Origin of the sequence: Nocardia sp. NPDC060255, from assembly GCF_042727395.1 — a bacterium.
Classification (GTDB): domain Bacteria; phylum Actinomycetota; class Actinomycetes; order Mycobacteriales; family Mycobacteriaceae; genus Nocardia.
Genome location: NZ_JBHXAU010000015.1, coordinates 220,572 through 232,539 on the forward strand (window position 1 = coordinate 220,572; position 11,968 = coordinate 232,539).

Below are 11,968 nucleotides of genomic sequence, written 5' to 3' on the forward strand. Positions count from 1 at the left end.
GGCCATGGCTTATGTCGGCAACCCGACCGCACGTTCACCGCTGCGCCGCTGCTGGATCACCACGGCGGCCACGAGCAGCGACCCTTGCGCAACGTTCTGCCAAAACGTATTGACACCAACGACATTCAGTCCGTTGTCCAACGCTCCGAGCAGCACAACCGCGAGCAACGTGCCGCCGACCGTCCCCTTACCGCCCTTGAGCGCGCACCCACCGAGCGCCGCCGCGGTGATCGCCTTCAGCTCCAGACCTTCACTACCCGACACCGGCTGCCCGGACCCGGTGCGCGCGGTCAGGATGATGCCCGCGAGCGCGGCCACCACACCGGCCAGCACGAACACCGCGATCAGGTACTTGTTGATGTTGATGCCGGAAAGCCTCGCGGCGGTGTCGTTTCCGCCGATGGCGTAGATATTGCGGCCGATATCGGTGTATTTCAGCAGCACATGCACGGCCAGCGCGACGATCGCGAGGATGATCACCGGAACCGGCAGCCCGACGATCTTGCCGCGGGCCAGGAAGATGAACAGGTCGTTGTCGAGCACGAATCCCTGCGCCTTACCGCCCGAAATCAATTGGGCCAGGCCCTTATACGCCGCCAAAGTGGCCAGCGTCGCAATCACCGGGTTCACCCGCCCGTAGACGATGATCAACCCGTTCACCAGGCCGAGAACCACACCGACACCGACCGCGGCCAGGATGCCGAGAAACGCGTTGCCCGAGGTCGCGGTGAACGCCATCGCACTGATCACCGACGCGACGCCCGCTTGCGAGCCGACCGAGATGTCGAGCGCGCCGCAGATGATCACCACGGTCTGCACGACGGCCAGCAGGCCGAATACCGTTACCGCGTCACCGATTCCGGCCAGGTTCGCCGGATCGAGATAGCCGTCGTTGAGCGAGCCGAAGATGGCGACGATCACCGCGAGCGCGCCGATCAGGCTGAGGTTTCCGGGGCCGATCGCGTGCACCAGCCGTCGCGGGGTGAGCGCGGCGGTGTAGCGGTTGAGTGCGGGTGCCGGGGTGGAAGTCGCCGCCACCGGCGGCAATTCGAGTTGTTGCTCCGTCATTGGTTCCCTCGAGATGTAAGCGACGTGAGGTCATCGGCCATGGCCAGCGCGAGGATGGCCTCCTCGCTGGCCGCGCTGCGGTCCAGCTCGCCGGTGACGCGGCCGTGCTGCATGACGACGATCCGGTCGGCCAGGCCGAGTACTTCGGGTAGTTCGGAGGAGATCACCAGCACGGCCACCCCCGCCTCGGCCAATTCCTCGATGATTCGGTAGATCTCGGCCTTTGCGCCGACGTCGACGCCGCGGGTCGGCTCGTCCAGGATCAGCACCTTGGGTTTGCGGGCCAGCCAGCGGGCCAGCACCACCTTCTGCTGATTGCCGCCGGAGAGTTTGCGCACCTCCTGCTCGATCGAGGGCGTGCGCACCCGCAGCGAATCGACGTACCGCTGGGCGAGCCGCCGCTCCTCCCCCGCCTTGACGAAGCGCCACCGCCGCAGCTGGTCGAGCATGGCGAGCGAAATGTTGTCGCGCACACCGCGATGCAGCAGCAGCGCCTGCGCTTTGCGCTCCTCCGGCGCGTAGCCGACGCCGGCCCGCACCGCGTCCCGCGGCTGCCGCAATCGCAGCTGCTTGCCGTCCACCGACACCGTGCCGGAGCGGATCGGATGGTCGCCGGCCAGCGCACCCGCCAATTCGGACCGGCCGGCACCGACCAGTCCGGCCAGCGCGACCACTTCACCGGCGCGGACCTGCAGACTCACGTCTCGCACGTCGTCGGTGGTCACCGCGTCGACCTCGAGGACGACCCGGCCCGGCGTGCTCGGCCCGCGGGTGAACAGCGTGGACAGGTCGCGCCCGACCATCATCCGGACGATCTCCTGATCGTCGGTCTCCTCGGTCGCCCGCACACCGACCAGCGCACCGTCGCGCAACACCGCGACCCGGTCGGCGAGCTGGAAGATCTCCCGCATCCGATGCGACACGTAGATCACCGCCAACCCGCGCTCGCGCAACCGGCCGATCAGTGCGAACAGCGATTCGGTCTCGTGGTCGGACAGCGAGGAGGTCGGCTCGTCGAAGGCGATCACCTTCGCCTCGGTGGTCAACGCCCGCATGATCTCGACCAACTGTCGTTGTGCGGCAGTCAGTTTGGAGCCGAGAGTGTCCGGGTCGAGGTCGCGATCGAAGCCGAGCCGGGCCAGGTCGGTGCGCATCCGCTCGCGCAGGGCCGCCCGGTCGAGCAGGCGGCCCGCCCGGCGCGGCAGTGCGCCGAGGTAGACGTTCTCGGCGACCGAGACGTGCGGCACGATCTCCGGCTCCTGGCCGATCACCCGGATCCCGGCGGCCCGCGCGTCGGCCGGGGTGGCCGGCTCGAGCACGATCCCGTCGAGCTCGAGCCGGCCGGTGTCGGGGCGATGATCGCCGCCGATGATCCGGATCAGGGTGGACTTGCCCGCACCGTTCTCCCCCATCAGCGCGGTCACCGCGCCGGCGGGGAAGTCCAGGCTCACGTCGCGCAGGGCGGGCACCCCGGCGAAACTCTTGCTGAGGCCGGTGGCGCGCAGGCCGGTCAGCTGCATGTGACGCCCGCCTGCTGCCAGCTGCTGGAGTCGACCATCGTGGTCGGCGCGAAGGCCTCCGCGGGCATGGCCTTGCCGTTCTTCAGGTAGTCGTAGATCGTCTGGACCGCGAGCGCGCCGACGTCCTTGCCGTTGATGAACAGCGCCGCCTTGAAACCGGTCGGCTTACCGCCGCGCCACTCCTTGCAGGCCAGGTAGGCGCCGAGGCCGACGCCGAGCACATTGTCGGCGGCGTAGCCGGAGTTCTGGATGGCCGCGACACCGCCGCTGACGTTTTCGTCGTTGCAGCCCATGACAATCCAGTTCTTGACCGACCGGTTGCCCGCGACTGTCGCGGAGATCTTGTTCTGCGCATCCGACGGGGTGTTGTCGGTGCCGACATCGATCACCTTGACGTCCACTCCGGACGCCTCGCGGAAGGCCTTCTTATTGGCCTCGACGCGGTCGGTGCAGACCGTCACGTCCTGCTTCCAGGCGTCGACGATCGCGGTCTCCTCCGGCTTCCAGCCCGCCTTCTTGAAGTCCTCGCCGGCCCGGCGGCCGACCTCGGTGCCCATCTGCGTGCCGCTGAAGCCGACGCGCGGAACCAGTTGGTCCTTGGCGCATTTCGACGGGTCCGGGCCGCTCGTGCAGACCTGGTCGTCGGAGGTGAGCAGCGCGACGCCACCGGTCTTGGTGAGCTGAGCGACCTGCGGGCCGACCGACGGATCGGGCACCACGACGATCACGCCGCTCGCCTTCTGATTGATCGCGTTGTTGACCTCGGTGACCGCCTTGTTCGCGTCATTGCCCAGGTTCACGACTTTCAGGTCGATGCCCAGCTCCTTGGCCTTCGCCTTGGCACCTTCGGCCTCGCCGATGAAGTACTCCTGGTCGCCCTGTTTCTGGGCGTACACCAGGCTGACCGCGCCCGTCTGGTGCTGTGGGCCATTGGCGGCCGAATCGGATTCCTTGCCCGATGAACAGGCGGTCGCGGCCAGCGCCAGCGACACCCCGCACAGCACGGCACTGGTCCAACGTCGTCGATGGGTCCAGGACATGGGCACTCCTCGGTGATCTGACGCACACTCGCGTCGTGTAGTGATGCCGGTTACAGTAAGACTTCCGATAACTGTTGTAAATACTGTTGGTCGAAGTCGTTGGGTATGTTTGCGACCACCAGCGGACGAGGAGGCCCGACCCGTGTATCAGCTGACCGCGCGCGACATCCGACGGCGCAACAGGTTCGGCGTACTACAGGCGGTGTATGCCGCCGTCGGTCATATCAGCAGGCAAGAGATCGCCCGGGTCACCGGCCTGTCCTTCGCCACGGTCGGCAACATGATCTCCGAACTGCTCGACGTGGGCGTGCTCGCCGAACTCGGCTACGACGCGCCCGGCATCGGCCGGCCGCGCGCCCAGCTCGCGATCAATCCCGAGCGCGGCATGCTGGTCGGCGTCGATATCGCCGAAACCGCCATCCACTTCGACCTTTTCGACCTGGCGATGACGGTGCTGCGCTCGGTCGAGATCCCGGTCGACCCGGCGGCCACCACACCCGACGATGTCGTCGCGCTGATCACCCGCGGCATCGGCGAACTGACCGCCGCCGACGCCGACAAGGTGCTCGGCGTCGGACTGAGCGTGCCCGGGCTCGTCGACCCGATCGGCGGCACCTCGGTGTTCTCGCCGTACTGGCACTGGCACGACGTGCCGCTCGCCCAACTGCTCGAACAGCACGTCTCCCACCCGCTCTATCTGGACAATCCGCTGAAAGCCAGTACCGCAGCACATCTTTGGTTCGGTGCGGGCCGGGACGTGGACGATCTGATCGTCGTCACGCTGCGCGCCGGGGTCGGTATCGGCGTGGTGGTCGATGGCGCGCTCTATCGCGGTGTCACCAACAGCGCGGGCGAATGGGGGCACACCAACCTGGTGCTCGACGGACGCGAATGTCGTTGCGGGCGAATGGGTTGCGTCGAGTCCTACGTCAGCGCGCCCGGCATCGTGCGCACCCTGCGCGAACTCGCGCCGTCGAGTCCCATGATCGATACCGACGACGCCACCACCATCGCCGCCATCGCCGAGGCCGCCACGGCCGGTGACGCCGTCGCGCTGGCGGTCATCGACAAAACCGGCCAGTACCTCGGTGTCGCGGTAGCCAACCTGGTGAACCTGTTCAATCCGCGAACCATCGTCTTCGGCGATCTCGTCGCGGACCACCTCGGCGCTCCCCTTTTGGACGTAACCCGCCGCGTCGCCGCACACCACGCGATGACCGACCCCTTCGACGCTGTGACACTGCAACTTTCGACACTCCCCCACAACCCCGCCAGCCTCGGCGCAGCAACCTTCGCCCTGGAAGGTTTCCTCGCCGACCGCGAAACATTCGGCTCGATCGCAGCCCGCCGCGCCCAACGAACATCCACCCCCTGAACGTCCCATATTGCCGAATTCCAGGTGTTTCTGGAGGCTTAGAGGGCTTTGCGGGCCTTCACTGCCAGCACGATTGGTGTTGGGTCGCCACCTTCGATGAAATCGTCAAGGATGAGCCCGTTTTCGACGAATGTACGGAGCAGGAGCGGCAGGGGCAGATGGAAAGCGGCTCGCCGCGAACCGCAGCATCGGCCCCGATAGATCTATACCAATGGGTTCCCAGCCGAGTCTGCCTATCTGCTCGGCGAAAATACCAGTGCCACAACCAATGTCCAGACACGGTCCCGTTCCGTCGCCTAACAGCGCGTCCAGTGCGTGCTCGATGCCGAGTGGGTCCGCGACCTTCCCATCGTGCTGCACTCGTTGACCAGCGAGGAAAGTATTCTCATACCACTCGGCGATCGTGTCGTATGCAGCCTGCGTCATCGCCTGATCAAATCACCAGTGCGACACCAGACTCCATGCGTTCGACTAGGAGCAGAAACCCGTTGCCGACGAGAGACCTAACATCCGCTATGCCGCGTGGCGTGCGTTACTCATCCGTTCAAACTGGTTGGCCAACAGCGCTTCCCGACGCGCGCTCATTCCGAGTTTCGTGCGCGCACCTGGTCACGCCGAGGTTCCAGTAGCAGTTGGACAATTCACCAACATTGCGTAGAAAGGGATTTCGATCACGGTCAGCCAGATCGAGCCGTCGCCCCGGCTGTCGGACCATGCGGCCACAGCGCGGCGCGGGTTAATCGGATGCGGGCCGCAGGTTGGTCATGAGCAGGCCGAGGGTGAATTCGAAGCGGTCGTGTCCGGTGCCGGAGATCAGGTCGGTGGCGTGGCGTCGAGTGAGCGGGAATTTCTCGGCGGGCAGGGCGGTGAAGCGGTCCAGCAGTTCCTCGCGGCTGAGCACCCATTCCTGATCCTGATGCCGGCGGCGTTGCTGTACGAGTGATTGTTCCAGTGCATAGGCGCTGACGTAGAGGGACAGCGCGTCGCGGGCCCATCCGGCTGTCTTCGGTTCGATGCAAGCCGCGAGCAGGATCGCCAGGATTCCTTCGCCGACCCGCAGTGTCTCGAGATTGGTCGGCACCATGGCCAGAGCGGCACGGGCGACGCCTGGGTATTTCAGATACTGGTCACGGATCTGGGTGTACACCCCGAGTAGCTGCTCTTGCCAGGCAGCCGGGTCCGGTTCGGGAAGCACGACCTCTGCGTAGAGCCTGCCGATCAGCAGATCGTCGATGTCGTCCTTGTTGACGATATGCGCGTACAGCGACGAGGGGCCGGTGCCGAGCACCGCGGCGACCCGGCGGACGGTCAGGGCGTCATACCCCTCGGTGGCGACGACCTCCAGGGCGGCATCGGTGATCCGTTCGACCGTGATCGGCTTCTTGCGTGGTGCCGCCGCGGCCTCCGCCGCGGGTTGGGCGTGGCGAGCTGCGCGGCGTTGGCGGGGATCGGCGGGCATACCGAAACTCTACCTTGACACGATCTAAGTTCGTTAAGTAGAACTTAGATCGTAATAACGAACTTAGTTCGTGTTGATGTTTATGGAGGTGTGTGATGCGAGTTTCCGTTGTCGGAGCCGGTCTGGGAGGTCTGGCCCTCGCGCAGGGTCTGCGTGGTGCCGGGATCGAGGCCGAGGTATTCGAGCGCGACCCGGGGATCGTCGCAAGGTTCCAGGGTTACCGCCTGGTGCTGAACCCGATCGGTTTCCAGGCGGTGCGCGACTGCCTGCCGGAACGCTGGCACCCACTGCTGGACGAGATCGTCATGGACGCCTCCGCCGAACAGCTGATCCTGGACCCGCAACTCAACGAGATCGGCAAGCTCGGCGCGGGCCGCACCGGCATCGTCGTCGACCGGCAGGTGCTGCGACACCTGTTGCTGACCGGGCTCACCGTGCACACCGACGCCGCGCTCACCGGCTACGACATCCTGCCCGACAACACAATCCAAGCCCAGTTCGCCCACCGCGCCCCGGCCACCGCCGACCTGCTCGTCGGCGCGGACGGCGTGACCTCCGCGGTCCGCGGGGTCCTCTCACCGCAGACCACCCCGACCGACACCGGCGTCCGGTTCGTCATCGGCCGCACTCCGCTGACCGAGCAGTTCGCCAGCCTGTCCAAGGCCTACGGCTCCAAGATCGCCGGCGACGGCGTCAGCCTGCTACTCGGCGCCATGCTCTTCCCTACCCCGCCCAAGCAAGCCGCCGCACAACTGGCCCCCGAGGTCACCCTGCCCGACATCGGTGATTACGTGCGCTGGGCCATGATCCTGCCACCCAACGGCTCGCTGGACGGTCTGACCGCGCAGGACGCCGTGCTGTCCAGGATGGACGGTTGGCACCCGGACCTGCGTGCACTGATCGAGCAAGCCGACCCCGACAACAGCACACTGCTGTCCATCCGCGTGGTCAAGCCCGGAAAGCGTTGGGCCCCAGGCCCGGTCACGCTGCTCGGCGACGCCATCCACGCCACCTCCCCCACCGGCGGCAACGGCGCCAACACCGCACTGCGCGACGCGGACCTGCTGCGCCGCAGCCTGATCGAGGCCGATCAAGGTCGCCAGGACCTGCTCGGCGCAATCGACGACTACGAACGCCAAATGTTCGAGTACGGCACCGAAGCCGTGCAGAGCAGCCTCGACAAACTGCCTGCCTTCGCCCCCGAAGCGAAACTGTCCTGAGGCCCAAATCTGACCTCGCAGAACAACACTGCGGTGCTTTCCCGCACAGCGCACGAGCGTCGGCCTTGGCACGATCATCGAAAGTCCGTTCCCCGCAAAGTCAAAAGACAAAATCTGTGACCCGCGCGGCCACCAGGGTCTCGAAGGTATAGGGCCGCAGGCCATCGGTACGGCCGGCGAAGTACCGCTGCTGGAGGTCTGCACGGGTGGGGTGGTCCACGACCTTCAGCCCGCACCGGCTGATCAGCCTCTCGATCTCGGATACCGGCCAGCCAGGCTGAAGAGGCTCGCCGACAGAAGCCGCGATCGGCGTGTAGATACGGGCGAATTCCGTCCCCGCGTCGTCGAGCGCACAGTCCTCGGCCCGGTAGGAGAACACCACCTCAGACCCGGGAGCAGCCCCCGCGATCGTGCGCAACGTCGACTCGATCGCCTGTGCCGTCAGATAAGGGGCGACGCCCGTCCAGCAGAACATCGCCGGCTGCGCCCAGTCGAACCCGGCCGGGCCCAGCACATCCCGAACCGGCCCGGCCTCGAAATCAACCGGCACGAATACCTGCGAGTCGCTGAGCGGCAGGCCGAGCTCCCTGACCCGCTCGAGCTTCCAAGCCTGGGAGGCAGGGTGATCAATCTCGAACACCGTCAGCGAGCCGAGCAGATCCGGCCGCCGCCACGCGAACGAGTCGAGCCCCGCGCCGAGGATCACGTACTGCGTGAAGCCACCAGCAGTCAGCCGGTCCTCGGCGTACCGGCTACGGGTGCAGACAGCCGCACGGGACTCGAGGCGGACCGGGCCGGGGAACAGCGGATCGAACCGGTCTCGCAGCTGCTGCCATACCGGGCCGACAAGCACCAAGGCCAGCACATCGTCCAGTACCCACGGCGGCGCCGTCTCCAGGCGAATCAATCCACGCGACACGGCCGCGAACATCGCCGTCCTGCTCGGCGCGCTTTCCATGCATTCCTCCTCGCCGGCCAGAACCCAGCATGCTGGCCACGCCCGCCTACTCCGCGCACTTCACAGGATGCTCCTGAAGCGCCCTGACGGCCATAGCCAGATCACCTGGCAGCCACGATCTGTCGCCACCGGGATCCGCCAGGCGCGTTCCGAGCGGATGGTGGCCGGCCTCGGGCTGGCTGGCAACCTTCCGAAGCGTCCGGAACTGCCGATGAGCGTGCGGGATAGGTTGGAGACCGGCCTCAGCGGACAAACATCGTCGTCAGGCCGCAAATATTGCAGTGATACCGCGACTTTTGACTACTCAGACCGACGGATGAACGTATCGTCCAACGTCGAGACGGCCACTGCCGGCGCCGGCCGGGCCGCGACAACCCGCCGAGGACAACACCTTCCAGTCCTCGACGCCGGACACAGCATCCAACTCCACAAACCCGCCGCCGTCACCGACGCCATCCACCGAATCGTGGACCATATCGACCGTCCCCTGACACACAGCGGCGACTGAGTCATCAGCGGAATTCGATGACGACCATATCGGCATCTGCAAGCGGACAAAGACGTTCTATGCCGCATGGTGCGGGTTGACCGGTCATCCAAAACTGTTGGTCGACACGGCGTCCCGGCGCGCAAATGACGAATTCCGGGTGTTCCTGGAGGCTTAGAGGGCTTTGCGGGCCTTCACTGCCAGCACGATTGGTGTTGGCTCGCCACCTTCGATGAAATCTTCAAGGATGAGCCCGTTTTCGACGAACATACGGAGCAGGTGCGGCAGGGGCAGATGGAAAGCGCCCACCTTGTCGCGCAATCCTTGATTCGTCCACGATGCCTTTGTCCAGTGCTGGTCGGCATAGCCAGGACCGATAACGATGGCATCTGCATTGCTGCGGTCGGCGAAGCCACCACAGAAGCACGGGTGTACGCCGATATGCACGAAACTCCCTCCGGGGCGGAGTACCCGGGCGACCTCGGCGACAACCGAGGCATAGTTCGGCATGTCGGTGTGGGTCATGATTGCCACGGCCGCCGGCACGCTCGCATCCCGGACCGGAAGGGCGCCGGCGTCCGCCCGAGCGACTGGAAGGCGGCTCGCCGCGAACCGCAGCATCGGCCCTGATAGATCGATGCCAACGGGTTCCCAGCCGAGTCTGCCTATCTGCTCGGCGAAAATACCAGTGCCACAACCAATGTCCAGACACGGTCCGGTTCCGCCGCCTAACAGCATGTCCAGTGCGTGCTCGATGCCGAGTGGGTCCGCGACCTTCCCATCGTGCTGCACTCGTTGACCAGTGAGAAATGTGTTCTCGTACCACTCGGCGATCGTGTCGTATGCACCTTGCGTCATCGCCTGATCAAATCACCGGTGCGGCACTGGATTCCACACGTTCGGCTCTGAGCGCAAAGCAGTTGCCGACGCTGGACCTGACATCCGCTGAGCGCGCATTCCGAGCGGATAGTGGCTGGGCTGGCCACCAACGCTGCTGAAACGTCCGGATCTGCCGATTTCAGGACAGGCCTGATTCGATGAACCAGCGGACTGTGGCGGCGGTTCCGGCTCTGAGGGAGTCCAGGTGGGTAACGTTGCCGACATCGATGATCGGGACATCGACACCGTGCTCGCGCAGTACAGCCTGACAGCGGGTGCTGTTGCTGGCGACAACATCACGGTCATTCCCACTCGTGTACAGCCGGATCGGTATCCGCGGTGTCCAGTCACGGCAGGTGTCATCGGCGATCTGAAGTGCGGTGGCGAAACTGCCGGATGGGTTGCGCAGCATATCCTTAGCGCGCGGCGTCAGCAGTCCGTTGATGCTCGCGGGGAGACTTGCGGCAAGGTCGCGTTGGCTGTGTGAGCCGTCGAATAGGTGCACCACGGTGGTGTCGTAGGGTGCTTGAAATACCTCGCCTGGAGACTGATACAGGTCGTGCAGACGATTCCAGGCCACCAGGAAGTAAGCGATGTAGAAGACTGCCGAGGTCGGGTCGAGCGAATCATTCAGTAGCGCGGGCAGTTCGGTGACTCGAAGGTCGAACGGGCCGCTGAGCGCAGCAACCGAGGCGGGGTGAAACCAGTCGTCGGCGCCGCCTTGGAGCATTCGAGCCAAACTCATGGCCGCCGGCCCGCCCTGGGAAAACCCCGTGATGTAGACGTCCTGGCCGAGCTGGCGTCCGACACCGGCGGCGTAGGCTCGTGCCGCGCGCAACATATCCAGGCATGCGGTGGTCTCGGACGGCACGTCACTGTAGGGGTGTTGACCAGGTCCGAGCCCCAGCCCCAGATAGTCGGGGGTAACACCGGCGAACCCCGCGCTAGCGTAAGTGATCGTCGCGGCCAGCTCGGTCCCGTGCTCGGAAACCGAAGGCCCGTCGGCCTTGGTAGCGATGGTGCCGTGCTCGAAGGCCACCGATCTGAGATCGTGCTCGCCGTTGTTCGGGAGCGCGAGCAACCCACTCGCGGTGGTGGTGTGACCGTCCGGATCGATCGTCCGATACACCAGCCGATAGGTATCGACACCGAATCGCGCTGTACCCGTGTCGAATCTGTCGCGGCCGAGCTCTGCCTTCACCTCTTCGGCAGTGAAGGCGCGCACGTGTTCAGCGCTCACGACTCGACCACGATCGGTATCGCTGGATTGCGCACTGCTCGGGTCCAGCGGGCTTTCGCATGCGGTCGAGAGCATAGCGGTTCCGATCAGCAAGCCCGCGGCGAGCGTCGCGGTCACCTTGAATCTTCGGGTAGGCATCCGATGTTTCGGTGGAGATGGCAATAACGTCATCATCAAAAGCTGCTCGCCGACAACGTATCCCGTCAATCACCCCCAGGAGTGATACGCACGCAGACACCCCATCGCTCGTCACGCATGGCGAGACCTAGCGGTAAACCGAAAAGAATCACGAGACACTTCACCGACGGCTTGGATATCGATGCATTGTCGATAGTCGAAGTCGTTGCCACAGTGGAAGAATGCTTCGATGCGAAGATCGCTGACCGACGTCAAGCACCTGAAGACCGAGGCCCTCCCGGCGTCGGCAATGCACTGACTCGTCGCTGGTCGGTCGCAAGCGTAGCGAGATCGACTGCGGTGCAGAACATCCGGACATGCCGACGCGCGTACGCCGACCGCTACTAGTCAGGTGATCAGTGGGAACTGAGGGCGGCATCGGCCGAGGTGGATTCAAGTGGTGGATGCAACACTGCTGATCTGGAGTGTTGATGAGTCATTGGCCGTTGAAGTCTGTCATGCGTCGGTTCTGGGATCTTGTTGGTAGTGGTGTGTCGGTCGCGGAAGCTGGTGCTGTGTGTGGGGTGTCTGCGGTGCAGGCAGCG

11 protein-coding genes are annotated in these 11,968 nt (G+C 65.2%); 3 read left to right on the forward strand and 8 right to left on the reverse strand.

The window, feature by feature from the left end:
- Positions 1-9 precede the first annotated feature (9 nt).
- From ACFWF1_RS26650 to ACFWF1_RS26660, 3 genes are read right to left on the reverse strand one after another with little or no spacing between them, the layout of a single operon-like run.
- On the reverse strand, positions 10-1,068 hold the full coding sequence (locus ACFWF1_RS26650) for an ABC transporter permease (RefSeq protein ID WP_379287852.1): 1,059 nt from the start codon (positions 1,066-1,068) through the stop codon (positions 10-12).
- The gene (locus tag ACFWF1_RS26655) at positions 1,065-2,588 is read right to left on the reverse strand and encodes a sugar ABC transporter ATP-binding protein (protein WP_379287854.1); all 1,524 of its coding nucleotides are present in this window, start codon (positions 2,586-2,588) and stop codon (positions 1,065-1,067) included. The genes ACFWF1_RS26650 and ACFWF1_RS26655 overlap by 4 nt, the downstream gene beginning before the upstream one ends.
- Positions 2,579-3,628: a substrate-binding domain-containing protein gene (locus ACFWF1_RS26660; RefSeq protein WP_379287856.1), complete on the reverse strand. Its 1,050-nt coding sequence runs from the start codon at positions 3,626-3,628 to the stop codon at positions 2,579-2,581. Before ACFWF1_RS26660 ends, ACFWF1_RS26655 begins: the two co-directional genes overlap by 10 nt.
- A gap of 142 nt (positions 3,629-3,770) precedes the next feature.
- On the opposite strand from ACFWF1_RS26660, the gene ACFWF1_RS26665 reads away from it, so the two are divergent.
- Positions 3,771-5,003 (forward strand): ROK family protein, encoded by a 1,233-nt coding sequence (locus ACFWF1_RS26665; RefSeq protein WP_379287858.1) that lies wholly within the window; start codon positions 3,771-3,773, stop codon positions 5,001-5,003.
- Positions 5,004-5,108: 105 nt separating this feature from the next.
- On the opposite strand, the gene ACFWF1_RS26670 is transcribed toward ACFWF1_RS26665, so the two are convergent.
- Complete coding sequence (locus ACFWF1_RS26670; protein ID WP_379287859.1) at positions 5,109-5,429, reverse strand: methyltransferase domain-containing protein; 321 nt, start codon at positions 5,427-5,429, stop codon at positions 5,109-5,111.
- A 310-nt stretch (positions 5,430-5,739) separates the two neighbouring features.
- Positions 5,740-6,462, reverse strand: a complete 723-nt coding sequence (locus ACFWF1_RS26675; protein WP_379287861.1) for a TetR/AcrR family transcriptional regulator — start codon at positions 6,460-6,462, stop codon at positions 5,740-5,742.
- Positions 6,463-6,557: 95 nt separating this feature from the next.
- Here ACFWF1_RS26675 and ACFWF1_RS26680 point away from each other — a divergent pair, with 95 nt between their 5' ends.
- A complete protein-coding gene (locus tag ACFWF1_RS26680; RefSeq protein WP_379287863.1) occupies positions 6,558-7,682 on the forward strand; it encodes an FAD-dependent oxidoreductase in 1,125 nt (374 codons plus the stop codon).
- 100 nt (positions 7,683-7,782) lie between these two features.
- On the opposite strand, the gene ACFWF1_RS26685 is transcribed toward ACFWF1_RS26680, so the two are convergent.
- Entirely contained in the window at positions 7,783-8,640 is an 858-nt protein-coding gene (locus ACFWF1_RS26685; RefSeq protein WP_379287865.1) for a class I SAM-dependent methyltransferase, read from the reverse strand.
- Positions 8,641-8,707: 67 nt separating this feature from the next.
- On the opposite strand from ACFWF1_RS26685, the gene ACFWF1_RS26690 reads away from it, so the two are divergent.
- Positions 8,708-9,148, forward strand: a complete 441-nt coding sequence (locus ACFWF1_RS26690) for a hypothetical protein (protein ID WP_379287866.1) — start codon at positions 8,708-8,710, stop codon at positions 9,146-9,148.
- Positions 9,149-9,301: 153 nt separating this feature from the next.
- Here ACFWF1_RS26690 and ACFWF1_RS26695 read toward each other — a convergent pair whose 3' ends face one another.
- Together ACFWF1_RS26695 and ACFWF1_RS26700 are read right to left on the reverse strand one after the other, a co-directional pair.
- Positions 9,302-9,985, reverse strand: coding sequence for a class I SAM-dependent methyltransferase (locus ACFWF1_RS26695; protein WP_379287868.1), 684 nt, complete (start codon positions 9,983-9,985; stop codon positions 9,302-9,304).
- A 160-nt stretch (positions 9,986-10,145) separates the two neighbouring features.
- Entirely contained in the window at positions 10,146-11,246 is a 1,101-nt protein-coding gene (locus tag ACFWF1_RS26700) for a hypothetical protein (protein WP_379287870.1), read from the reverse strand.
- Positions 11,247-11,968 lie beyond the last annotated feature (722 nt).

What these genes read in the sequence shown, in the direction of transcription:
- ACFWF1_RS26675 (WP_379287861.1), bottom strand. Translation starts at nt 6,462, where the DNA reads ATGCCCGCCGATCCCCGCCAACGCCGCGCAGCTCGCCACGCCCAACCC.
- ACFWF1_RS26650 (WP_379287852.1), bottom strand. Translation starts at nt 1,068, where the DNA reads ATGACGGAGCAACAACTCGAATTGCCGCCGGTGGCGGCGACTTCCACC.
- ACFWF1_RS26660 (WP_379287856.1), bottom strand. Translation starts at nt 3,628, where the DNA reads ATGTCCTGGACCCATCGACGACGTTGGACCAGTGCCGTGCTGTGCGGG.
- ACFWF1_RS26670 (WP_379287859.1), bottom strand. Translation starts at nt 5,429, where the DNA reads ATGACGCAGGCTGCATACGACACGATCGCCGAGTGGTATGAGAATACT.
- ACFWF1_RS26690 (WP_379287866.1), top strand. Translation starts at nt 8,708, where the DNA reads ATGCTCCTGAAGCGCCCTGACGGCCATAGCCAGATCACCTGGCAGCCA.
- ACFWF1_RS26695 (WP_379287868.1), bottom strand. Translation starts at nt 9,985, where the DNA reads ATGACGCAAGGTGCATACGACACGATCGCCGAGTGGTACGAGAACACA.
- ACFWF1_RS26680 (WP_379287863.1), top strand. Translation starts at nt 6,558, where the DNA reads ATGCGAGTTTCCGTTGTCGGAGCCGGTCTGGGAGGTCTGGCCCTCGCG.
- ACFWF1_RS26655 (WP_379287854.1), bottom strand. Translation starts at nt 2,588, where the DNA reads ATGCAGCTGACCGGCCTGCGCGCCACCGGCCTCAGCAAGAGTTTCGCC.
- ACFWF1_RS26685 (WP_379287865.1), bottom strand. Translation starts at nt 8,640, where the DNA reads ATGGAAAGCGCGCCGAGCAGGACGGCGATGTTCGCGGCCGTGTCGCGT.